Genomic DNA, 23,095 nt, shown 5'->3' with positions numbered 1-23,095 from the left:
AGCCGCTCCCGGCCGCGTGACCGCCCCGGCGCGGGGGCTTCAGCGGATGCGGTGCTGCTTCCAGAAGGGGCCCAGGTTCCTGGTCGTCGCCGCCTGGGCGGCCTTCTTGAAGTCGGCGGTGGTGGAGACGCCGTACCAGTGGTCGTGGGCGTAGCGCTTGAGGAGTCGTGCCATGGTGTCGGAACCGAGGGCGCGCTCCAGATCCGCCAGGGCGCAGGAGCCGGCCGTGTACACGAGGTGGAACTCGCCGCGGTGGGTGGACCAGTAGGCCATCGAGTTGGTGAGCGCGGCGCTGTCGTTCGGCCAGTCGTCCTGCGACCAGCAGCCGACGGTGTCCCAGCCGTAGAAGCGCGCGTTGGCGTACTGGGCGAAACTCTCGTCCAGCCAGGGCGAGGCGTACTCGTCGTTGCCCACGATGCCGTACCACCACTGGTGGGCCACTTCGTGGACGACGGCGCCGCCCTCTTCGGTGGTGCCGAGGAGGACCAGTCCGGGGTACTCCATGCCACCGCCGAACCCGCTGGTCATCACGAGGTCGATCTCGCCGTACGGATACCTGCCGAACTCCCTGCCGAACCGGTCGACGGCGGCGACGCCGTCCTGGCGGGTGAGGCGGACGCCCGCGGCGGGCGTGTCGGGGGACCAGTACGACTTCACGCGCACACCCCCGGGCGAGATCTCGGTCGCGGTGCGGAACGGGCCGGCCGCCCACGCGAAGTCCCGTACCCGAGCGGCGACACTGCGGGTGACCGTGCGGCCGGGCTTTCCGGGGCGGGTCCAAGTACGGCCGGTCGCAGGGACCTTGAGGGCCGACGGGTGGTCCAGACGCACCCGGAAGTCGCTCGCCAGGGTGTAGAAGCTCTCGCCGGTCGCCACATACGGATCGAGGTGCCACCCCTTCGCGTCGTGCACGGCCAGGACCGGCAGCGCGTTGCCCAGGAAGCGGAACGCGCCCTCGCGGCCGAAGCGGCCGTTCCGTCCGGGCACGGTGATGGACACGTCGAAGGCGACGGTCGTCCGCCCGCCGTGTGCGAGCGGCTTCGGCAGGGTGACGCGCAGCGCAGTGCAGTTCACGGTGAGGCGGTCCGGAGTGCCGCCGCGCACCTTGGACACCCTGACGGGGGACGGCCTGCCGGCCGCGCCGCATCCGTCGTCGCCGTTGCCCCACAGACGCACGTACACCTCACGCAGCGGGCGATCGGAGGCGTTGCGGAACGACACTCGTTGGCGCCCCGTCCAGTGGGAGCCGTCGGTGTCGCCGCGCAGACTCACGTCGTAGCGCGGACGGTCGGGTGTCGCCGCGGCCCCGGGTGCGACCGCCCCGGCCGTGACCGCGCCGGCCAGGGTCGAGGCAGCTGTCACCAGCAGGGTGAGCAGGACGGCGAGCAGACGGGGACCGGTTCTCGAAGACCACGCGGGCAGCGACGACATGGCAGCGGATCTTGTCACAGGGTTCCGACACCTGACCCCCGCCTGCGAGAAGAGAGGAGGTCGGCTCCGCTTCTCCGGAGCCGCTGCGGCGGGAAAATGCCCGAGTGCGCCGGGTGGGTTCGCTGTACGTTGACGCACAGCAAGTATTCCCAGTTCAAACCCTTCTCTGAGGCCTGGCCACCGTGTTCCTGACGATCAGCACCACCGGCACCCCCGAACGCCCCGCGACCGACCTCGGCTACCTGCTGCACAAGCATCCCGACAACGCGCAGACGTTCTCCACCTCCTTCGGCACCGCGCACGTCCTCTACCCCGAGGCGTCCGACGAGCGCTGCACGGCGGCGCTGCTGCTGGAGGTCGACGCGGTCGCGCTGGTCCGGCGCGGCAAGGGCAAGGGGCGCGGTGGCGCACCCGACGCGGCTCTCGCGCAGTACGTCAACGACCGTCCGTACGCGGCCTCTTCGCTGCTCGCGGTCGCGCTCAGCGCGGTGTTCAGCAGCGCCATGAAGGGCCAGTGCCGGGCGAAGCCCGAACTCCCGGGCGAGGTGCGTCCGTTGAGCATCGAGGTGCCCGCGCTCCCGGCTCGGGGCGGCGCGGACCTCGTACGGAACCTCTTCGAGCCGCTCGGCTGGACGGTGACGGCCGAACCGGTCCCGCTGGACACGGAGTTCCCGGAGTGGGGCGACTCGCGTTACGTACGGCTGCGCCTGGAGTCGGACACGCTGACCCTGGCCGAGGCGCTGCGTCACCTGTACGTCCTGCTGCCGGTACTCGACGACGCCAAGCACTACTGGGTGGCACCCGACGAGGTCGACAAACTGCTGCGGGCCGGCGAGGGCTGGCTGCCCGCGCACCCGGAGCAGAAGCTGATCACCAGCCGCTATCTGTCCCGGCGTTGGTCGCTGACCCGGCAGGCGATGGAGCGACTGGAACTGGTCCGGCTGGCCGAGTCCGACGACAGCGAGGTCGAGGAGATCGACAACGCCGTCGAGGACGAGACGGAGACGGAGCCGGAGGAGAAGCCGATGTCGCTCGGCGTGCGGCGCCGGGACGCGATCATCGCGGCGCTGAAGGCGTCCGGGGCCGCCCGGGTGCTCGATCTCGGTTGTGGGCAGGGCCAGTTGGTGCAGGCGCTGCTCAAGGACCCGGCGTTCACCGACATCGTCGGGGTGGACGTGTCGATGCGCGCGCTCACCATCGCCTCGCGGCGGCTGAAGCTGGACCGGATGGGGGAGCGGCAGGCGTCGCGCGTCAAGCTGCTCCAGGGTTCGCTCGCCTACACCGACAAGCGGCTCAAGGGGTACGACGCCGCCGTGCTGTGCGAGGTGGTCGAGCACCTCGACCTGCCGCGGCTGCCGGCCCTGGAGTACGCCGTGTTCGGCGCCGCCCGCCCGCGCACGGTCCTCGTGACGACGCCGAACGTCGAGTACAACGTCCGCTGGGAGTCCCTCCCGGCCGGCCACAGCCGTCACGGCGACCACCGTTTCGAGTGGACGCGGGAGGAGTTCCGCTCCTGGGCGCGGAAGGTGGCCGAACGGCACGGGTACGAGGCGGAGTTCGTGCCTGTCGGGCCGGACGACCCGGAGGTCGGGCCGCCGACCCAGATGGCCGTGTTCACGATGAGGAACGAGACCGGTGACGGTGCGGCGACCAGGTCCGCGAGTGGGAAGAAGGAGGCGAAGGCAGCATGAGCAGCGTTGAGAACACCGCGAGTGTCGAGAACAAGGGGCGCGTGCTGCCCGTCACCGACCTCTCCCTCGTGGTCCTGATCGGGGCGTCCGGCTCGGGCAAGTCCACTTTCGCCCGGCGGCACTTCAAGCCGACCGAGATCATCTCCTCGGACTTCTGCCGAGGTCTGGTCGCCGACGACGAGAACGACCAGAGTGCCAGCAAGGACGCCTTCGACGTCCTGCACTACATCGCGGGCAAGCGACTCGCGGCGGGCCGCCGTACCGTCGTCGACGCGACCAACGTGCAGGAGAGCAGCCGCAAGCAGCTTATCGAGCTGGCCCGGCAGTACGACGTCCTGCCCATCGCCGTCGTCCTCGACGTGCCCGACGACGTGTGCGCCGAACGCAACGCCTCCCGCACCGACCGGGCCGACATGCCTCGCCGGGTCATCCACCGGCACATCCGCGAGCTTCGCCGCTCCCTGCGCCACTTGGAACGCGAGGGGTTCCGGAAGGTGCACGTCCTGCGCGGTGTCGAGGAGATCGAGAGCGCCGAGGTCCGCACCGAGAAGCGCTTCAACGACCTGACACACCTCACCGGCCCCTTCGACATCATCGGCGACATCCACGGCTGCGCGTCCGAACTGGAGTCCCTGCTCGGCGCTTTGGGCTACGAGGACGGGGTCCACCCGGGTGGCCGTACCGCCGTCTTCGTCGGTGACCTCGTCGACCGAGGCCCGGACAGCCCGGGCGTGCTGCGCCGTGTGATGTCCATGGTCGGCTCGGGCAACGCGCTGTGCGTGCCCGGCAACCACGAGAACAAGTACGGCCGTCACCTCAAGGGCCGCAAGGTCCAGCACACCCACGGGCTCGCCGAGACCATCGAGCAGATGGACGGAGAGAGTGACGAATTCCGTTCGCAGGTAAGGGAGTTCATCGACGGACTCGTCAGCCACTACGTCCTGGACGGCGGCCGGCTGGTGGTCTGTCACGCCGGTCTGCCGGAGAAGTACCACGGCCGTACGTCGGGCCGGGTGCGCTCGCACGCCCTGTACGGCGAGACGACCGGGGAGACCGACGAGTTCGGCCTGCCGGTGCGCTATCCGTGGGCGGAGGACTACCGGGGCCGGGCGGCGGTCGTCTACGGTCACACGCCGGTTCCGGAGGCCAGCTGGCTGAACAACACCATCTGCCTCGACACGGGTGCCGTCTTCGGCGGCAAGCTGACCGCGCTGCGCTGGCCGGAGCGGGAACTGGTCGACGTACCGGCCGAGCAGGTCTGGTACGAGCCGGTCAGACCGCTGCGGTCGGAGGCGCCGGGCGGGCACGACGGCCGGCCGCTGGACCTGGCGGACGTCCACGGCCGCCGGGTGGTGGAGACGCGCCACGCGGGCCGGATCACCGTCCGGGAGGAGAACGCGGCGGCGGCCCTGGAGGTCATGAGCCGCTTCGCGGTGGACCCGCGTCTGCTGCCGTACCTGCCGCCGACGATGGCCCCGACGGCTACCTCCCATGTGGAGGGCTATCTGGAGCACCCGGCGGAGGCGTTCGAGCAGTACCGGGCGGACGGGGTCGAGCGGGTCGTGTGCGAGGAGAAGCACATGGGTTCGCGGGCGGTGGCACTGGTGTGCCGCGACGCCGAAGTGGCTCGCAAGCGGTTCGGTGTCGACAGCGGTGGCGACGGGGACGGTCCCGCGGGGGCGCTGTACACGCGTACCGGGCGGCCGTTCGTCGACGACCCGAAGGTGACCGAGGAGATCCTCGGCCGGGTACGGGTGGCGGCGGACGGAGCCGGTCTGTGGGAGGAGCTTGGCACCGACTGGCTGCTGCTGGACGCCGAGTTGATGCCGTGGTCGCTCAAGGCGTCCGGGCTGCTGCGGTCGCAGTACGCCGCGGTCGGCGCCGCCTCCGGGGCGGTGTTCCCGGGGGCGCTGGCCGCGCTGGAGGGTGCGGCCGCGCGGGGTGCCGACGTGCGGGACCTGCTCGCTCGCCAGCGTGAACGGGCTTCGGACGCCGCGGCGTTCACGGCGGCCTACCGGCGTTACTGCTGGCCGACGGAGGGGTTGGACGGGGTGCGGCTGGCGCCCTTCCAGGTCCTGGCCACGGAGGGGCGCAGCCTGGCGGGTCTGCCGCACGACGAGCAACTGGCCCTGCTGGACCGGCTGGTGGAGAACGACGCCACGGGACTGCTGCAGACGACTCGTCGGCTGTACGTCGACACGGCCGACGCGGAGTCGGTGCGGGCGGGCGTCGACTGGTGGCTGGAGATGACCGGGCGGGGCGGCGAGGGCATGGTCGTCAAGCCGCTGGGCGGGGTGGTACGCGACGGCAAGGGGCGGCTGGTGCAGCCCGGCATCAAGTGCCGGGGGCGTGAGTATCTGCGGATCATCTACGGGCCGGAGTACACGCGGCCGGAGAATCTCGCGCGGCTGCGGGGGCGGTTCCTGAACCACAAGCGGTCGCTTGCGATCAGGGAGTACGCGTTGGGGTTGGAGGCGTTGGATCGGCTGGCGGAGGGGGAGCCGTTGTGGCGGGTGCATGAGGCTGTGTTCGGGGTGTTGGCGTTGGAGTCGGAGCCGGTGGATCCGCGGCTGTAGGGGTTTCGCCCCCGCCGCCCCTACCCGTCCCATCCTCGGGGGCTGCGCCCCCGAACCCCTGCTACGGCCCTGAACGGGCCTTGTCCTCAAACGCCGGACGGGCTGAATACCCAGCCCGTCCGGCGTTTGAGGACGAGCGCGTTCAGCGCGACAAGGGGGTCTGGGGGCGCAGCCCCCAGGGATGGGGTCAGCTCACCAGGCGCAGGCGCTCCTCGCATACTCCCACCCGGACCGTCTGGCCCCAGGTGAGGTGCACCGCGTCGCCCTCCATCCCGTCCCCGAACGCCACCAACTGCTCGGATTCCACTGTGAGTCGGAGGCCCGACCCCGTCGCCAGCTCACCCGCCACCAGTGAGGTCCCGGTGACCGGTGAAGGCCATGCCTCCCGCACGAACCACAGGAGGCGGGTGTCGGTGGGGCGGGGGAGGGGCAGCGTGCTGTCCCGTTCCTGCCATACCGAGCGGAGCCATCCGCTGGCCCCCGTTCCCGTGCCCACCAGAACCCCGGACGATGCCTGGGCCTCGACGGCACCCCTGTCGCCGTCGAGGCCCAGGCGGTACCGGACCGTCTGGTGGCCGGGTGCCCCCAGATAGATCTCGTTGAGGGCGACCAGCCGCTGTGTGTCGTCGGCGACCGCCTCGACCATGGTGAGTTCGTCGACGGCGGTGTTCCGCGCGAGCACCGCGGGCAGCAGACCCGCCATGTCCGCCGGCCGGTGCCGGACCAGCACCCCGGGATTGCGTCCGGGGTCGGTGTCCACGCCCAGGACCGGCTGCCCCTTGAGGTACTTGGCGACGTTCGCCACCAGTCCGTCCTGCCCGACCACCACGACCACGTCCTCGGGCGCGAACAGGAAACGGTCCAGGTCGGTCCGTTCGACCCGGGTCTGACGCCAGGTCAGGGGGATCGCCGCCGTCACCTCCGCCATGGAGTGGCGGGCCCGGTGGTGGCGTTCGGCGATCTCCTCGATGTCCCGTCCCCGGGAGCGCAGGAAGAAGGCGGCCTGGCCGTGGGTGCCGTGCCGGGCCACCAACTCCTCGTACTCCGTGGTGCGATGGACCAGAACGGCCCGTGGAGCGAGGCTCACTGCTGTGTTCCTCCCAGCCTGGCGAGCAGGCCGGTCAGTACGTCCGGTGACACCGTCAGGCTGTCGATCCGGGGCAGGTTCTCGGCGAGCCGGGTGCCCGTCAGGGCGTGCAGCATCGTCACGTCCGCGTCGGCGTGGGCGTGCAGCCACGCGGTCTGGGCCTGCGCCCGAGCCTCGCCCACCCCGCGCACGCTCTCGGCCTCAGCCTCCGCGAGGCGTACCACCCGCGCCGCCTCCGCCTCGGCCCGTACCGCGTCGGCCGCCGCGTACTCCTCGGCCTCCCGGCGGGCGTTCGTGCCGCGCTGGTCGACCAACTGCTCCTCTCTTCGGGCGAGTTCGATCTGGCTGGCCAGTTCGTTCTCGGCGATGGCCCGCTCGCGTTCGACGGCCACCGCACGGCGTTCGTAGGTCGCCCGGTCGGCCTCCTGCTGGATCTGTTCGCGGGCGGGTGTCCGCAACGCCCGCTCCACCTCGGGCTCCGGCCGCAGTGCCACCACCCGTACGGCCACGACCTCGATGCCCGTGGCCGGCAGCCGCGGCTCGGCGGCCAGTCCCGCCGCGACCCGTTCCCGTACCGACGCCACCCCGTCGACCAGCGCGGACGACAGTGCCGTACGGGCCAGGACGTCCAGGGCGTGCTGCTGGGCCGTCTCCGTCAGCAGCGTCGCCAGTTGCTCCAGGGGCGCGCTCCGCCAGACGCCGGTGTCCGGGTCGACGGAGAAGTCGAGGCGGGTGGCCGCGAGGGCGGGGTCGCTGACGCGGTAGGTGACGGTCGCCTGGACCGTCACGTCCTGGAAGTCGGACGTACGGGCGTGGAAGGTCATCGCCAACTCGCGGTCGTCGACCGGGACTTCGGAGAGGGTGGCGGTGAGGGCGCGGAACCAGAAGCTGAGTCCGGGACCGTCGTGTGTCAGTCGGCCGGAGCGGTGATGGCGGATGTGGGCGGTGGGAGTGCCGCGCAGATGGCGCCAGCCGAGGCGCCGGGTGATGTCGGCCATGTGTCTGTCGTCCATCCCTCGTCCGGTGCGGGAGCAGTTGCTCGCAAGCCCTTCCGCATCCCTTGTCGTCATGTGGACGATATTCGGTACACCCGCTTATCGTCAAGGGGACGAGATGGCGGGACGGAGTGAGGAGTGTTGTGCCACATAAACCGCCGACCAGCGGGTGAACGGGGTGCCGAGTGGTCAGGATGGAGTCATGGGATTCCATGTCGACTCCGAGGCCGGGCGGCTGCGCCGCGTCATCCTGCACCGGCCGGATCTAGAGCTCAAAAGGCTCACCCCCAGCAACAAGGACGCTCTCCTCTTCGACGACGTCCTCTGGGTGCGCCGGGCGCGCGCCGAGCACGACGGCTTCGCCGACGTCCTGCGTGACCGGGGTGTCGCCGTCCACCTCTTCGGCGACCTGCTCACCGAGGCCCTGGCGATCCCGGCGGCCCGCACCCTCGTACTGGACCGTGTCTTCGACGAGAAGGAGTACGGGCCGCTCGCCACCGACCATCTCCGTGCCGCCTTCGAGACCCTGCCCGCCACCGAACTGGCCGAGCTGCTCATCGGCGGCATCACCAAGCGGGAGTTCCTGGCCGGGCACGCGGAGCCGACCTCGGTCCGCTTCCATGTCATGGACCTGGACGACTTCCTCCTCGGTCCGCTCCCCAACCATCTCTTCACCCGTGACACCTCGGCCTGGATCTATGACGGCGTCTCCATCAACGCGATGCGCTGGCCAGCCCGTCAGCGGGAGACCGTGCACTTCGAGGCGATCTACCGGCACCATCCGCTCTTCCGTGACGAAACCTTCCGCCTCTGGTCCCAGGGGCAGGCGGACTACCCCTCCACCATCGAGGGCGGGGACGTGCTCGTCATCGGCAACGGCGCCGTACTCATCGGGATGAGCGAGCGGACCACGCCCCAGGCGGTCGAGATGCTCGCGCACAAGCTCTTCGCCGCCGGTTCGGCCGAGACGATCGTGGCGCTCGACATGCCCAAGCGGCGTGCGTTCATGCACCTGGACACCGTGATGACGATGGTCGACGGAGACACCTTCACCCAGTACGCCGGACTCGGCATGCTCCGCTCCTACACCATCGAACCGGGCGTCGGGGACAAGGAGTTGAAGGTCACCGACCATCCGCCGGAGCACATGCACCGGGCGATCGCCGCCGCACTCGGGCTGAGCGAGATCCGCGTTCTGACCGCGACCCAGGACGTGCACGCGGCCGAGCGTGAGCAGTGGGACGACGGGTGCAACGTCCTCGCCGTCGAGCCGGGGGTGGTCGTCGCGTACGAGCGCAACGCGACCACGAACACGCATCTGCGCAAGCAGGGCCTTGAGGTGATAGAGATCCCGGGCAGTGAGCTGGGGCGGGGGAGGGGTGGTCCGCGCTGTATGAGCTGCCCGGTGGAGCGTGACGCGGTGACGTAGGCGGTCGAACAACTTGGACTCCCATGCCCGCGTTCGAATGCCTTTCCGCATAGAAATGTTAGGAGTCGTATAGACTTCCATTCGTTGGTGTCCCGTACGTCCTGCCCCGGATCACTTGGAGTGCCCCATGGCGACCGTCCCGACCGCCCTCGCCGGGCGCCACTTCCTCAAGGAGCTGGACTTCACCGAGGAGGAGTTCCGCGGGCTGCTCGGCCTCGCCGCCGAGCTGAAGGCGGCGAAGAAGGCGGGGACGGAGACGCGGTACCTGACCGGCAAGAACATCGCGCTGATCTTCGAGAAGACCTCGACGCGTACGCGCTGTGCGTTCGAGGTCGCGGCGGCGGACCAGGGGGCCTCGACGACGTACCTCGACCCGTCGGGCTCGCAGATCGGGCACAAGGAGTCCGTGAAGGACACCGCGCGGGTGCTCGGACGGATGTACGACGGGATCGAGTTCCGGGGCGACAGCCAGGCGGCGGTGGAGGAGCTGGCCGCGTATGCGGGGGTGCCGGTGTTCAACGGCCTGACCGACGACTGGCACCCCACGCAGATGCTGGCCGACGTGCTGACGATGACCGAGCACAGCGACAAGCCCCTGAAGGAGATCGCCTTCGCCTACCTCGGCGACGCGCGCTTCAACATGGGCAACTCGTATCTGGTCACCGGCGCGCTGCTCGGCATGGACGTACGGATCGTCGCGCCGCGGGCCTACTGGCCGGCCGAGGACGTCGTCGCCGGTGCGCGGAAGCTGGCGGAGGTGAGTGGTGCGCGGGTGACGCTGACCGAGGAGGTGGCGGCGGGTGTCCGGGGCGCCGACTTCGTCGCCACCGACGTGTGGGTGTCGATGGGGGAGCCGAAGGCGGTCTGGGCCGAGCGGATCGCCGCGCTGGGGCCGTATGCGGTGACGATGGACGTGCTGCGGGCGACGGGCAACTCGGACGTGAAGTTCCTGCACTGTCTGCCGGCGTTCCATGATCTCGGGACGAAGGTGGGGCGCGAGATACACGAGACGTACGGGTTGGAGTCGCTGGAGGTCACGGACGAGGTGTTCGAGTCCGCGCACTCGGTGGTGTTCGACGAGGCGGAGAATCGCTTGCACACGATCAAGGCTGTGCTGGTCGCTGCGCTGGCTTAGGGGGTGGGGGTTTTGCTCCCGTCGCTGGGGGCTGCGCCCCCAGACCCCCGCTGCCGGCCCTGAACGGGCCTTGTCCTCAATCGCCGGACGGGCTGATGGTGCGGGCCCGTGCTGGAAGGTGGCAGCTCTACTGCCTCCGCCACTGGGCCGGTACCACCGGTACCCGGAACCACACCGCCTTGCCTGATTCTGTGGGGCGGTGTCCGCAGGACGAGCTCAGGGTTCGGATCAGCAGTAGTCCTCGGCCGTGTTCCTGCCAGGGGTCCGGCTCCTCCGCCAACGGCCGCGTCAGGTTTCCCGGCGGTGCCGGGTCGGGGTCGTGCACCTCGACCTGGCAGCTGGTCGGCAGCAACTCCACCACCAGCTCTATCGGCGCGTCCCCGGCCGTGTGTTCCACGGCGTTCGCCACCAGCTCGGCGGTGAGGAGTTCCGCCGTGTCGCAGTCCGCCGCCGCGTGCTCCAGCTCGGTCAGGGCCGTGCGGACCAGCGCGCGGGCGACAGGCACCGCCGCGGCGGTGTGCGGCAGGGCGATACGCCAGGAGGCGGGGGCGGGGAGTTCTTGCACGGCGGTTCCGTTCATGGAGCAGGCTGTCCTGCTTTCAACAATAGGAAGGGTACGGCGGGGTCCGGCAGGGGCGGTGGTCGGGCGCCGGGCGGGACCTTCGGTCCCGCTCACCGTTCGACTTACCCACACCAACGGCCCGTCTCCCTCGACCACTCCCACTGTTACCGCGCTATTGACACCTCGTGACGGGACGGGATCACCGGAACAGGCCGTCTCGACTTGTCGTATCGCGGACTCGTGACGACAGTCATATATAGGTGATAGTTTCGTGGGGAGCCGTCCCACCTCGACGAGGAGGCCGCGCATGAGTCCCTTCACCGGCTCGACCCCCCGCACCTCCACCTGGGATCACCTCCGCGTCGATCTCGCCCCCACCGGCGTGGCCACCGTCACCTTCGCCCGCCCCGAGAAACTCAACGCCCTCACCTTCGGCGCCTACGCCGACCTGCGCGACCTGCTCGCCGAGCTGTCCCGGGAGCGGTCGGTACGAGCACTGGTGCTGGCCGGAGAGGGGCGCGGCTTCTGCTCCGGCGGAGACGTCGACGAGATCATCGGCGCCACCCTCTCCATGGACACCGTCCAGCTGCTCGACTTCAACCGCATGACCGGGCAGGTTGTGCGGGCCGTACGGGAGTGTCCGTTCCCGGTGATCGCCGCGGTGCACGGGGTGGCGGCGGGCGCCGGCGCCGTCCTCGCGCTGGCCGCGGACTTCCGGGTCGCCGACCCGTCGGCACGTTTCGCGTTCCTCTTCACCCGGGTCGGCCTCTCCGGCGGCGACATGGGCGCCGCCTACCTCCTGCCCCGGGTCGTCGGGCTCGGGCACGCGACCCGTCTGCTGATGCTCGGCGAGCCGGTGCGGGCGCCCGAGGCCGAGCGCATCGGCCTGATCAGCGAACTGACCGACGAGGGCCGCGCCGACGAGGCCGCCCAGTCGCTGGCCCGCCGCCTCGCGGAGGGCCCCGCACTGGCGTACGCGCAGACGAAGGCCCTCCTCACCGCCGAACTGGACATGCCGCTGGCGGCGGCCGTGGAGCTGGACGCCGCCACCCAGGCCCTCCTCATGACCGGCGAGGACTACGCCGAATTCCACGCCGCGTTCACCGAGAAGCGCCCTCCGAAGTGGCGTGGCCGATGAATCCGACCTCAGGGACGGCGGACCCAGGGGTGCGGGGAACTGTGCGACCGGCCACCGACAACCCGCAGTCGGCAGCCACGACCAGCCACCCGCACCGAATCGCGATCATCGGTGGCGGCCCGGGCGGCCTCTACGCCGCCGCCCTGCTGAAACGCCGCCAACCCGATCGGGAGATCACCCTCTGGGAACGCAACGCCCCCGAAGACACCTTCGGCTTCGGAGTGGTCCTCTCCGACGAGACCCTCGGCGGTATGGAACACGCCGACCCCGTGGTCCACGCGGCTCTGCGACAGCACTTCGTCCGCTGGGACGACATCGACATCGTCCACCGAGACACCCGCCACACCTCCGGCGGACACGGCTTCGCCGCCCTCGGCAGGCGTCGGCTCCTGGAGATCCTGCACGCCCGCTGCCGCTCCCTCGGCGTCGAGCTGCGCTTCCGTACGCGGGCCCCGGATCCGGCGTGGCTGGCGGAGACGTACGACCTGGTCATCGCCGCCGACGGGGTGAACAGCGCCACCCGTGAGGCCTACGCCCAGGAGTTCCGCCCCCGGCTGACCAGCCACCGCTGCCGTTACCTCTGGCTCGCCGCCGACTTCGCCCTCGACGCCTTCCGCTTCGAGATCGCGGAGACGGAGCACGGCGTGATGCAGCTGCACGGCTACCCGTACTCCCGCCCGTCGCCCGACCACCACCCCTCAACGGGGCCCTCCGGGCCGCAGAATCAATTCGGCGCCTCGACCGTGATCATCGAGATGCGGGAGGAGGTGTGGCGGGCGGCCGGTTTCGACGAAGCGGACGTCGCCACGTCGGTCGAACGCTGCGCCAAGATCTTCACGAACGCCCTCGGGGGACGGCCACTGCGCGCGAACAAACCGGCGTGGACCACGTTCCGTACGGTCGTCAACGACCGCTGGTCGCACGGCAACGTCGTCCTCCTCGGGGACGCCGCCCACACCGCCCACTTCTCCATCGGCTCCGGCACCAAGCTCGCCGTCGAGGACGCCCTCGCGCTCGTCGCCTGTCTGGAGGAGCGGCCGACCCTGGCCGAGGCGCTGGTGGCGTACGAGGAGGAGCGGCGGCCAGTCGTCGCCTCCACCCAGCGGGCGGCCCGGGCCAGCCTGGAGTGGTTCGAGAACATCCCCCTCTACCTGGACCAGCCGCCCCGCCGGTTCGCGTTCAACCTCCTCACCCGCAGCCGTCGCGTCACGCACGACAACCTGCGGATGCGCGACCCGCGCTTCACCGCCACCGTGGAGCGGGAGTTCGGGTGTCCACCCGCCACCCCGCCGATGTTCACGCCCTTCCGGCTGCGCGGGCTGACCCTTCGCAACCGGGTGGTCGTGTCCCCCATGGACATGTACTCGGCCACCGACGGCGTCCCCGGCGACTTCCATCTAGTCCACCTGGGCGCGAGAGCGCTGGGCGGCGCCGGCCTGGTGATGACCGAGATGGTGTGCGTCAGCGCGGAGGGGCGCATCACCCCGGGCTGCGCCGGTCTCTACACGGAGGGACAGGCCGAGGCCTGGCAGCGCGTCGCCGCCTTCGTCCACTCCCAGGCCCCTGGCACCGCCCTCGGCGTCCAGCTCGGCCACTCCGGCCGCAAGGGTTCGACGAAGCTGATGTGGGAGGGCATCGACGAGCCCTTGGAGCAGGGCAACTGGCCACTGGCCGCCGCGTCCCCGGTTCCGTACGGGCCGGACAGTCAGACCCCGCACGAGCTGACGTACAGTCAACTTGAAGTAATCCGGGCACAGTTCGTGGCAGCCGCTCGCCGAGCCGCCCGCGCCGGCTTCGATCTGCTCGAACTCCACTGTGCCCACGGCTACTTGCTCTCCGGCTTCCTCTCTCCGCTCACCAACCTCCGTACGGACGCCTACGGCGGCCCGCTCGCCGCCCGTCTCCGCTTCCCCCTCGAAGTCTTCGACGCCGTGCGGGAGGTGTGGCCGGACGGGCGTCCCATGACGGTCCGTATCTCGGCCACCGACTGGGCGGACGGCGGCACCACGGCCGAGGACGCCGTCGGAATCGCGCGCGCCTTCGTCGCCCACGGCGCCGACGCGATAGACGTGTCGACCGGCCAGGTGGTGGCCGACGAGCGTCCGGAGTACGGCCGTTCGTACCAGACCCCGTTCGCGGACCGCGTCCGCCACGAGACGGGTGCTCCGGTGATCGCCGTCGGCGCGATCTCGTCCTGGGACGACGTCAACTCCCTGCTCCTGGCGGGCCGTTCGGACCTGTGCGCGCTGGGCCGCCCTCATCTCTACGACCCGAACTGGACCTTGCACGCGGCGGCCGAGCAGGGCTACGAGGGGCCGGGCGTGGTCTGGCCGGCGCCGTACCGTGCGGGCAGCCGGCGCCCGCGCACCGGACGCACGGACGACCCCAAACCCCGTCTCACCCTGGGGAGTTGACCTCGTCCGCCTCTGCTGTCCCCGTTGTCGACGGTGAGCTCAGGCGCGACAGTGGCCTCTGATGTTGTTGAGGTCACAGGCCCGCGAACACCGCCCCGGCGTCCCGCAGTCGGGCGTGCAGGCCCTGGAAGACGGCCGCCGAGCGGACGCCGGGCCAGTCGGCGGGGAGCAGGTGGGCGGGGAGGCCGGGGTCGGTGTACGGCAGGTGGCGCCAGGAGTCCAGGGCCACCAGGTAGTCGCGGTACGCCTCCTCGGGCGGGGTGTCCTCGCGTTTCTCCCAGTCGCGCAGCACCCGCGCGTGGCGGTCGAGGAACGCCTCGTGCTCCTTGGCGATGGCGGCCAGGTCCCACCAGCGGGAGACCGCCTCGACCGTCGCAGCGAAGCCCAGGTGATCACCGCGGAAGAAGTCCACGTACGGATCGAGACGCAGCCGCTCCAGGGTGTGGCGCGTCTCCTCGTAGAGGCGGGCCGGGGCGATCCACACGCCCGGAGCCGCCGTGCCGAAGCCGAGTCCGGCAAGTCGGGAACGGAGGACGTGACGCTTCTGCCGTTCCGACTCGGGGACCGAGAACACGGCGAGGATCCAGCCCTCGTCGTGCGGGGGAGGGGCGGCGGCGTACACGCGCCGGTCACCGTCGTCGAGCAGCTGGCGGGCATCCGGCGACAGTTCGTACCCGGCCGCGCCCTGCGCCGTCCGGGCCGGCAGGAGCAGGCCGCGCCGCTTGAGCCGGGACACGGACGACCGTACGGAGGGCGCGTCGACGCCGACCGCGGCGAGGAGCCGGATCAGCTCGGCGACAGGCACCGGGCCGGGCGCGAAACGGCCGTACGCGCCATAGAGCGTGACGATGAGGGACCGCGGGGCGTGCTGTTCGGACACGTTGATCATTTTAGGCCGCCGGAGTCACTGCTGCTCGCCATTTCCGCTGGTCAACTACCTTCGATGAATGACTTTAAGTCAAGATCATTTGGTCTGGGGGCACAGCCGGAACCGTTGGAGCTTGCCGGTCGCCGTCCGTGGCAGCGCGTCCAGGAAGACGATCTCGCGCGGACACTTGTACGGCGCCAGCTCCTTCCTGACGAACGCGCGCAGCGCCTCCGCGTCCTGGCGTACGCCCTCCTTGAGCACCGCGTACGCCACCACGACCTGCCCGCGCGCCTCGTCGGGCCGACCCACCACCGCCGTCTCCATGATGTCCGGATGACGCAGCAGAGCCTCCTCGACCTCCGGGCCCGCGATGTTGTACCCGGCCGAGATGATCATGTCGTCGGCCCTGGCCACGTACCGGAAGTAGCCGTCGCCGTCCCGGACGTAGGTGTCCCCGGTGATGTTCCAACCACCCCGCACATACGTGCCCTGGCGCGGATCGGCGAGATACCGGCACCCGACGGGACCGCGCACCGCGAGCAGCCCGGGCGTGCCGTCCGGCACCGGCCCGCCGTTCTCGTCCTGCACGCGCGCGTGCCATCCCGGCACCGGCAGCCCGGTCGTGCCGGGCCTGATGTCCTGGTCGGCCGCCGAGATGAAGATGTGCAGCAACTCGGTCGCGCCGATGCCGTTGATCAGCCGCAGACCGGTGCGCTCGTACCAGGCCCGCCAGGTGGTCGAGGGCAGGTTCTCGCCGGCCGAGACGCAGCGGCGCAGTGAGCCGGTGTCGTGGGCGTCGAGTTCGTCGAGCATCGCGCGGTACGCCGTGGGCGCCGTGAACAGCACCGACACGCGGTGCTCGGCGATGGCCGGCAACAGCTGTTTGGGGCCCGCCTGTTCGAGGAGGAGGGCGCTGGCCCCCGCCCGCATCGGAAAGACCACCAGACCGCCCAGCCCGAAGGTGAAACCCAGCGGCGGACTGCCCGCGAACACGTCGTCGGCGCGCGGCTTCAGAACGTGCCGCGAGAAGGTGTCGGCGACGGCGAGCACATCCCGGTGGAAGTGCATGCACCCTTTCGGGCGACCGGTGGTGCCGGACGTGAACGCGATCAGCGCCACGTCGTCGGCCGCGGTGTCCACATCGGCGTACGGGGTGCCGGGCACCGGACGGTTCAGCAGGTCGTCCGGGCCGTCGCCGCCGTACGTCGTGATCCGCAGCCCCGGTATCTCCGCTCCGGCGAGGTCGTCGAGGGCCCTTATGTCGCACAGCGCGTGCCCCACCCGGGCGATCTCGCACATCGTGCGCAGCTCCTGCGGGCGCTGCTGGGCCAGCACGGTGACCGCGACCGCGCCCGTCTTCAGCACCGCCAGCCAGCAGGCCGCGAGCCAGGGAGTGGTGGGGCCGCGCAGCAGGACCCGGTTGCCGGGCACGACCCCGAGATCCCTGGTCAGGACATGCGCGACCCGGTCGACGCGGGCGCGCAGCTCGCCGTACGTCCACACCTCGCCCGCGCCGGTACGGAACGCCGGGCGCCCGGCGGCGGGGCCGTTCAGCAGCTCGGTCGCGCAGTTCAGCCGGTCGGGGTAGCGCAGCTCGGGCAGATCGCGGGGGAGGTCGGGCCACTGGTCCGGGGGCGGGAGATGGTCGCGGGCGAAGGTGTCCACATGGGCCGAGGGGGTCCGCCGGACGGGGCTGGTGCGTTCCTCTGGGACCTCGCCGTTTCCGGAGTGTTCGAGATGGCCCGGGTGTCCGGGCTGCTCGGGATGCCTGGTGTGCGTGGGGTCCATAGCGCTTCGCCCCCTTGCCGTGGTGGGCGTACTGGTGGGCCGGACCGGCCCTGCCAAAGGAGCGTATCGTGTTGGTGACGACAGTCAACGGTGCGCGATATCGTCGAAGGTGGGCCGCGTCCGACGGCCTCGCAGGGAGGACCGGCGATGCCCGCATTCTCACTCGAACCGGCACAGGCCGCCTGGTGTGCCGAGCTGCGTACGCTGGCCGCCGACCGGCTGCGCCCACTCGCCGAGAAAGGTGAACCGGGCCGTGTCAACCGCCCCCTCCTCGCCGAACTCGGCCAACTCGGCCTGATCTCACGCTTGTTCAACTCCGGCGCGCTCGACCTGTGCCTGATGCGGGAGTCCCTCGCCCACGCCTGCACCGAGGCCGAGACCGCCCTCGCCCTCCAGGGCCTCGGCGCCCATCCCGTCCACGCCCATGGCACCCCGGCCCAGCGCGATCGCTGGCTGCCCCGGGTGAGCGACGGCAGCGCGGTGGCCGCGTTCGCGCTGAGCGAGCCGGGCGCGGGCTCCGACGCGGCGGCCCTGTCCCTCACGGCCACCCCCGACGGCCCCTCCGGCTGGCGTCTCACCGGCGAGAAGTGCTGGATCTCCAACGCCCCCGAGGCCGACTTCTACACTGTCTTCGCCCGTACGACAGCTGGGGCGGGGGCCCGTGGAGTCACGGCCTTCCTGCTCCCCGCCGACCGGCCCGGCCTCACCGGCAGCGCCCTCGACATGCTCTCCCCGCACCCCATCGGCGCCCTCGCCCTCGACGCCGTACCGGTGACCGCGGACGACGTCATCGGCGAACCCGACCGCGGATTCCGGGTCGCCATGGGCACGTTGAACCTGTTCAGGCCGAGTGTCGGCGCCTTCGCGGTCGGTATGGCGCAGGCGGCCCTGGACGCGACCCTCGCCCACACCGCCGGGCGGGACGCGTTCGGCGGCAAGCTGAAGGACCTCCAGGCCGTCGCCCACCAGGTCGCCGACATGGCGCTGCGCACGGAGGCGGCCCGGCTGCTGGTCTACGCGGCAGCGGCGGCGTACGACGAAGGCGCCCCAGGCGTCCCGGGACGCGCCGCGATGGCGAAGCTGCTGGCCACCGAGACCGCGCAGTACGTCGTCGACGCGGCCGTCCAACTGCACGGCGCGCGGGCACTGCGGCGCGGTCATCTCCTCGAACACCTCTACCGGGAGGTGCGGGCGCCGCGTATCTACGAGGGGGCGAGCGAGGTCCAACGGGCCGTCATCGCGAAGGAGTTGTACAAGAACGTGGATGGGGAGGCGGGTGCCCGATGAGTGCCGAACGCGTCAATCCGGCCGGCCTCTCGCCGCCCACCGGCTTCTCGCACGCCGTCGTCGCCACCGGCTCCCGGCTGGTGTTCCTGGCGGGGCAGACCGCGCTCGACGCCGACGGAAAGGTCGTGGGGGACACCCTGCCCGAGCAGTTCGAGCGGGCCCTCGCCAACCTGCTCGCCGCGCTGCGTGCGGCCGGGGGTGCGCCCGCCGACCTGGCCCGCGTCACCGTGTACGCCACGGATGTCGCCGAATACCGCGCCCAGGCCCCTCGACTCGGCGGTGTCTGGAGGAGGTTGGCGGGGCGGGACTATCCGGCGATGGCGGTCGTCGGGATCGTGCGGCTCTGGGACGAACGCGCCCTGGTCGAACTCGACGGGTTCGCGGTGCTGCCGTAGCGGGTCAGGGAACGGGGGCCGTTCAGGCCGCGGTCGCCAGGCGGTGCGGAGCGACCACGCGGCCGTCGGGCAGCAGCTCGCCGGTGTCGTCGAAGACGATCGCGCCGTTGCACAGCAGGTTCCAGCCCTGCTCGGGGTGGAAGGCGACGATGTGCGCGGCGTCGCGGTCGGGTCGGTCGGCCGAGGGGCACGGCGGCTGGTGTGAACACATGATGTGCCTCCGGATCGGATGCGGGTGCTCGGGCGTTCGGGTACTCGGGTGTTCGCCTGCGACGGTTCCTTGCCACTTCTGACGATGCCCGTGCCGGGCGCCCGGCGCCAAGTCGTGGCGAGGAAGCGTGACACCACGCGGACGTGCTGTGACACCACCCTGACATTCGGAAAAGATCCGAAAGCGTGGCAGTCGGAGCGCGCGACTCGCCGACGAAGGGGTGATGATCACGCGCGTGGGCGCGTGGGACCAGTACCTGTGGACTCCCCCCAAGGAGGTTTCCCCATGTCACTGTCCTTCGCGCCGGCCTTCCCGGCCTTCTCGTCCCTCTCCCGCGCCGCGGCCGTCGCCGCGGGCGCCGTGCTGCTGAGCCTGGCCCCCGCCGCGACGGCGGCCCAGGCCGCGGACGAGGGCTTCGACCAGGTGACCGTCGAATCCGGCAGCATCACGCACGACGGCGAACTCACGCTGGCCGGCAGCTACCGCTGCCTCAACGCCGGCGGCGACTCGGTCCGCGTCGCCGCCTCGATCGAGCGCGGCGAGAACGTCTGGTACGGCATGGACAGCATCCCCGCGAGCTGTGACGGCTCCTGGCACCAGTGGTCGAACACGAAGGCCACCGAGCCGGGCGCGTACCGGCCCGGCCCGGTCCGGGTGAAGACCAGCCTGGTGGAGTTCCGTCGCTCGGGCTTCATCCCGATGCCGACCGTCCACGCGGAGCACATCCAGGAAGTCGTCCTCACAGAGGTCTGATCCGCACCCGGCCCCACGGCCTACGGGGGCCGGCCGGTGCTACGCGCCGGTCAGCCCCCGCATCCACGCCTCGACCTCGTCGGACGTACGGGGCAGCCCGGCCGACAGGTTCTCGTGACCGTCCGCCGTCACCAGGATGTCGTCCTCGATACGGACCCCGATGCCCCGGTACTCCGCGGGCACCGTCAGGTCGTCCGGCTGGAAGTACAGGCCCGGCTCGACCGTGAGGATCATGCCGGGTTCGAGGGTGCCGTCGACGTACGCCTCGGTGCGCGACCTGGCGCAGTCGTGCACGTCCAGCCCGAGCATGTGACCGGTGCCGGCCATGGTGAAGCGGCGCTGGAGGGCCAGCTCGTACACGTCCTCCGGGTCGCCCTTCAGGAGACCCCACTCGACGAGCTTCTCGGCCAGGTGGCGCTGGGCGGCGACATGGAAGTCCCGGTAGGCGGCACCGGGCTTGACCGCCCTGATGCCGGCTTCCTGCGCCTCGTACACCGCGTCGTAGATCCTGCGCTGGAGCGGGGAGAAGGTGCCGCTGATGGGGAGCGTGCGGGTGACGTCGGCGGTGTAGAGGGAGTTCGTCTCCACGCCCGCGTCGAGCAACAAGAGCTCGCCTGGGCGGACTTGGCCGTCGTTGCGCTGCCAGTGCATGATCGTGGCGTGCTCGCCGGCGGCGCAGATCGAGCCGTAGCCGACGTCGTTGCCCTCAAGTCGGGCGCGGCGGAAGAAGGTTCCCTCGATCCAGCGCTCCGAGGTGGCGACGGCGGTCGCCAACTCCCGTACGACATCGACGAATCCGCGTACGGTCGAGTCGACCGCCTTGCGCATCTCGCCGATCTCCCACTCGTCCTTCACCAGACGCAGCTCGGACAGGACCGACGTCAGCTCGGTGTCGCGCTCCCTGTCCGTGTCCGTCGCGACGGCGGCTTCGAGCCCGGCGTCGTAGCCGCGCACGATCCGGGTGGGGACGGCCGGGGCCGCACGCAGCTCGGCGGCGGCCTCTCGGACGTCACGGCACGGCAGGCCGAGGAGCTGCTCGGCCTCCGCGAGGGAGTGCCGACGGCCCACCCACAGCTCGCCCTGTGCCGCGCCCTGCCAGAACTCGCCGCTCTCCCGGTCGGAGCGGGGCAGAAGGTAGGCGGTGGCGTCATGGCCGGTGGCGCCGGCGCGGGGTTCGAGGACGAGGAGCGCGTCCTCGGTCTGGTCGCCGGTGAGGTGGACGTACTCGGTGGACGGGCGGAACGGGTAGTGCGTGTCGTTGGCGCGGACCTTGAGATTGCCGGCCGGGACGATCAGACGCTCGCCGGGGAACCGGGCGGAGAGGGCGGCGCGGCGCTCGGCGGCGTACGGCGCCTGCTCCACGGGGCGCAGGTCCTGCAGCTCGGTGTCGGCCCACCCCGTCGTCATCAGCGCGGCCAACTGGGGCGAGACGGACGGGTAGAGGCGGTTCTTACGGTGTTTGGTCTCCGCGGTTTCGGGGGCGACGGTTTCGGCGGTCTGGTTGGTCTCCGTGGATTCCCTGGACACCTGGGGGCACCTTCTTCGTCTCGGGGTCAGGTCATCGGCTCGGCGGCGGGTGCTGAGGGCCGACGCTGAGAACGAAGAGTTGCCAAGGCCTCTGACCTGCGCGCTGTCAGTTCGAGAGACATCGTACTGGTGCGCGCTTGGGGCGCGGGCAGGGAAAGTGCCGCTGACCTGCACTTATCGGGAGGCGAAGCGGTGACGCCTGGCCGGGGTCGCGTCGCGGCGCTGGGGCGCCGTGACGCGACGGGGGTCCGACGAGGGGCCGAGTCAACAACGTCGGCGCGGTGTCAGGCGCGTGGGAAGCCCTCGGCATCGAGGCGGAAGACGAGTTCGGCCTCGTCGCGCTTGGTGGTGTGCAGTTCCCAGTAGAGCGGGGTGATCTGCTCGGGCTCGGCCGCCTCTACGCCGGGGATGACGGAGACGCCGATCGACGAGTCGATGCCGACGTGGGCGGCCTGGATGCCGGTGCCGTCCAGCTCCTTGTGCAGGTTCATCGCCCAGTTGCGCAGCGCCGCGGCGGCGGCGTTGACGTTGGCGACCCGCGGGTCGGGCCAGATCGAGCCGGCGCCGGTGGTGTAGAGCAGGGTGCCCGCGCCGGTCTCCCGCATCGCCGGCAGTACCGCGTTGGTCGCAGTGATGGCTCCGTAGAGCTGGAAGTTCATCTCGAACTCCACATCGGACGGCTCGGTCCCGGCCGGAGAGGTCAGCCTTGTGACACCGAACGACCCCACCGGGGAGTACTCCAGGACGTCGATACCGCCGAACCGCGCGGAGGCGTCCTTGAGTGCCTGGGTGAGCGCGTCGCGGTCGAGCACGTCCGCGGGGAACGCCGCGGCGGCGATGCCGTCGGCGGCGAGCGTGCCGACAAGGCCGTCGAGCTTCTCGCGGTTACGGGAGATCAGGGCGACGTCGAAGCCCTGGGAGCCGAAGGTACGGGCGATGGCCAGGCCCATCTGGGGGCCGGCTCCAACGATGGCGATGCTGGTCACAGCGATCCTTTCCCAAAACTGGCTGGTGGAGGTACAAGCAGGGAGTCATCCGGATAGGGCTATCCATATTTAGATGTGGATAGGGTGTTCCGATTCGCTGGTGTCACCGTACCACTGGAAACGGATAGGGCAATCCGATTGCTGGACTCCCCGCCCTGGACCGCGCCGACCGCCGACAGGGAAGCCGCGGCGGCTCAGGGGGGTTGTGCGGATGGTGGGTTCAGGTGCTCGGCCAGGTGCTGAGGGCCTGGTCGACGACGCGGTGCAGGTCTTCTCTGCTGGCGCCACTGGATGCCTGCACGGCGAGGCCCTGTCCGACGGTGTTCACGTAGCGGGCGAGGGTGTCCGGGTCGGCGGTGGGCGGCAGGTCGCCCTCGGCCTGGGCCTGTTCGAGCCGTTTCCGCAGGGCGGCCACTCCGGCCTCCCGGCGTTCGGCCAGGTCCCGGCGGACCGGTTCGCTGTCCGGGCCGGCGGCCAGTGCGGACTGCACCAGCAGGCAGCCGCGTGGGCAGTCCGGGAGGGTGTGGGCGTTGACCCCTCCGTGCAGCATCGCCTCGGCCACCTGTCGGGCGGTGGGCAGCTCGAGAGCCGGTCCCACGAAGGCTCCCGGACCCTGTATGTAACGGTCGACGGCCTTGCGGAACAGTTCCTCCTTGTTGCCGTAGGCGGCGTAGATGCTGCGCCGGTTGATCCCCATGGCCTCGGTCAGCGCGGCGAGCGAGGCACCCTCGTAGCCCTCGGCCCAGAACAGCCGCATCGCCACTTCCAGCGCCTCGTCGGTGTCGAACGACCGGGGCCGTCCCGTGCTGGGCATCGAAGCCT

General features: G+C 70.8%; 19 protein-coding genes. 9 read left to right on the top strand and 10 right to left on the bottom strand.

The window, feature by feature from the left end; all coding sequences use genetic code 11:
• Positions 1-39: 39 nt before the first annotated feature.
• Positions 40-1,431: a M1 family metallopeptidase gene (locus PV734_RS35175; RefSeq protein WP_319293494.1), complete on the bottom strand. Its 1,392-nt coding sequence runs from the start codon at positions 1,429-1,431 to the stop codon at positions 40-42.
• A gap of 182 nt (positions 1,432-1,613) precedes the next feature.
• Here PV734_RS35175 and PV734_RS35170 point away from each other — a divergent pair, with 182 nt between their 5' ends.
• Entirely contained in the window at positions 1,614-3,122 is a 1,509-nt protein-coding gene (locus PV734_RS35170) for a 3' terminal RNA ribose 2'-O-methyltransferase Hen1 (protein WP_319096092.1), read from the top strand.
• Positions 3,119-5,698, top strand: a complete 2,580-nt coding sequence (locus tag PV734_RS35165) for a polynucleotide kinase-phosphatase (RefSeq protein ID WP_319293492.1) — start codon at positions 3,119-3,121, stop codon at positions 5,696-5,698. The genes PV734_RS35170 and PV734_RS35165 overlap by 4 nt, the downstream gene beginning before the upstream one ends.
• A 187-nt stretch (positions 5,699-5,885) precedes the next feature.
• Here the strand turns inward: PV734_RS35165 and PV734_RS35160 are convergent, their stop codons facing one another.
• Complete coding sequence (locus PV734_RS35160; protein ID WP_319096094.1) at positions 5,886-6,785, bottom strand: hypothetical protein; 900 nt, start codon at positions 6,783-6,785, stop codon at positions 5,886-5,888.
• On the bottom strand, positions 6,782-7,783 hold the full coding sequence (locus PV734_RS35155; protein WP_319096095.1) for an SPFH domain-containing protein: 1,002 nt from the start codon (positions 7,781-7,783) through the stop codon (positions 6,782-6,784). Before PV734_RS35155 ends, PV734_RS35160 begins: the two co-directional genes overlap by 4 nt.
• Positions 7,784-7,982: 199 nt before the next feature.
• On the opposite strand from PV734_RS35155, the gene PV734_RS35150 reads away from it, so the two are divergent.
• The gene (locus tag PV734_RS35150; RefSeq protein WP_319096096.1) at positions 7,983-9,209 is read left to right on the top strand and encodes an arginine deiminase; all 1,227 of its coding nucleotides are present in this window, start codon (positions 7,983-7,985) and stop codon (positions 9,207-9,209) included.
• 127 nt (positions 9,210-9,336) lie between these two features.
• Positions 9,337-10,344, top strand: a complete 1,008-nt coding sequence (gene argF / locus PV734_RS35145) for an ornithine carbamoyltransferase (protein ID WP_319293490.1) — start codon at positions 9,337-9,339, stop codon at positions 10,342-10,344.
• A 127-nt stretch (positions 10,345-10,471) separates the two neighbouring features.
• Here the strand turns inward: argF and PV734_RS35140 are convergent, their stop codons facing one another.
• Positions 10,472-10,924: an ATP-binding protein gene (locus PV734_RS35140; protein ID WP_319096098.1), complete on the bottom strand. Its 453-nt coding sequence runs from the start codon at positions 10,922-10,924 to the stop codon at positions 10,472-10,474.
• A gap of 289 nt (positions 10,925-11,213) precedes the next feature.
• On the opposite strand from PV734_RS35140, the gene PV734_RS35135 reads away from it, so the two are divergent.
• Positions 11,214-12,044: an enoyl-CoA hydratase family protein gene (locus PV734_RS35135; protein ID WP_319293488.1), complete on the top strand. Its 831-nt coding sequence runs from the start codon at positions 11,214-11,216 to the stop codon at positions 12,042-12,044.
• Positions 12,041-14,458 (top strand): bifunctional salicylyl-CoA 5-hydroxylase/oxidoreductase, encoded by a 2,418-nt coding sequence (locus tag PV734_RS35130; RefSeq protein ID WP_319293486.1) that lies wholly within the window; start codon positions 12,041-12,043, stop codon positions 14,456-14,458. Before PV734_RS35135 ends, PV734_RS35130 begins: the two co-directional genes overlap by 4 nt.
• Positions 14,459-14,531: 73 nt before the next feature.
• On the opposite strand, the gene PV734_RS35125 is transcribed toward PV734_RS35130, so the two are convergent.
• Positions 14,532-15,347, bottom strand: a complete 816-nt coding sequence (locus PV734_RS35125) for a PaaX family transcriptional regulator C-terminal domain-containing protein (protein ID WP_319096102.1) — start codon at positions 15,345-15,347, stop codon at positions 14,532-14,534.
• 75 nt (positions 15,348-15,422) lie between these two features.
• Positions 15,423-17,114, bottom strand: a complete 1,692-nt coding sequence (locus tag PV734_RS35120) for an AMP-binding protein (RefSeq protein ID WP_319293484.1) — start codon at positions 17,112-17,114, stop codon at positions 15,423-15,425.
• Between the two features lie 147 nt (positions 17,115-17,261).
• Between PV734_RS35120 and PV734_RS35115 the strand changes: the two genes are divergently transcribed.
• Entirely contained in the window at positions 17,262-18,401 is a 1,140-nt protein-coding gene (locus tag PV734_RS35115; protein WP_319096104.1) for an acyl-CoA dehydrogenase family protein, read from the top strand.
• On the top strand, positions 18,398-18,796 hold the full coding sequence (locus PV734_RS35110; protein ID WP_319096105.1) for a RidA family protein: 399 nt from the start codon (positions 18,398-18,400) through the stop codon (positions 18,794-18,796). The genes PV734_RS35115 and PV734_RS35110 overlap by 4 nt, the downstream gene beginning before the upstream one ends.
• Positions 18,797-18,818: 22 nt before the next feature.
• Here PV734_RS35110 and PV734_RS35105 read toward each other — a convergent pair whose 3' ends face one another.
• The gene (locus PV734_RS35105; RefSeq protein ID WP_319096106.1) at positions 18,819-19,007 is read right to left on the bottom strand and encodes a DUF5999 family protein; all 189 of its coding nucleotides are present in this window, start codon (positions 19,005-19,007) and stop codon (positions 18,819-18,821) included.
• A 285-nt stretch (positions 19,008-19,292) separates the two neighbouring features.
• Between PV734_RS35105 and PV734_RS35100 the strand changes: the two genes are divergently transcribed.
• Positions 19,293-19,760 (top strand): DUF6299 family protein, encoded by a 468-nt coding sequence (locus PV734_RS35100; RefSeq protein WP_319096107.1) that lies wholly within the window; start codon positions 19,293-19,295, stop codon positions 19,758-19,760.
• A gap of 39 nt (positions 19,761-19,799) precedes the next feature.
• Here PV734_RS35100 and PV734_RS35095 read toward each other — a convergent pair whose 3' ends face one another.
• The 3 genes from PV734_RS35095 to PV734_RS35085 all read right to left on the bottom strand — a co-directional run bounded on the left by PV734_RS35095 (position 19,800) and on the right by PV734_RS35085 (position 23,087).
• Complete coding sequence (locus PV734_RS35095) at positions 19,800-21,167, bottom strand: aminopeptidase P family protein (RefSeq protein ID WP_319293569.1); 1,368 nt, start codon at positions 21,165-21,167, stop codon at positions 19,800-19,802.
• Positions 21,168-21,571: 404 nt separating this feature from the next.
• Positions 21,572-22,273 carry an SDR family NAD(P)-dependent oxidoreductase gene (locus PV734_RS35090; RefSeq protein WP_319096108.1) on the bottom strand — a complete coding sequence of 234 codons (702 nt, stop codon included), beginning with the start codon at positions 22,271-22,273 and terminating at the stop codon, positions 21,572-21,574.
• A gap of 220 nt (positions 22,274-22,493) precedes the next feature.
• Positions 22,494-23,087 carry a TetR/AcrR family transcriptional regulator gene (locus PV734_RS35085; RefSeq protein WP_319096109.1) on the bottom strand — a complete coding sequence of 198 codons (594 nt, stop codon included), beginning with the start codon at positions 23,085-23,087 and terminating at the stop codon, positions 22,494-22,496.
• Positions 23,088-23,095: the final 8 nt, after the last annotated feature.

Origin of the sequence: Streptomyces sp. AK08-02, assembly GCF_033795085.1 — a bacterium.
Lineage (GTDB): Bacteria > Actinomycetota > Actinomycetes > Streptomycetales > Streptomycetaceae > Streptomyces > Streptomyces echiniscabiei.
This window is presented reverse-complemented; position numbering and strand designations above follow the sequence as displayed.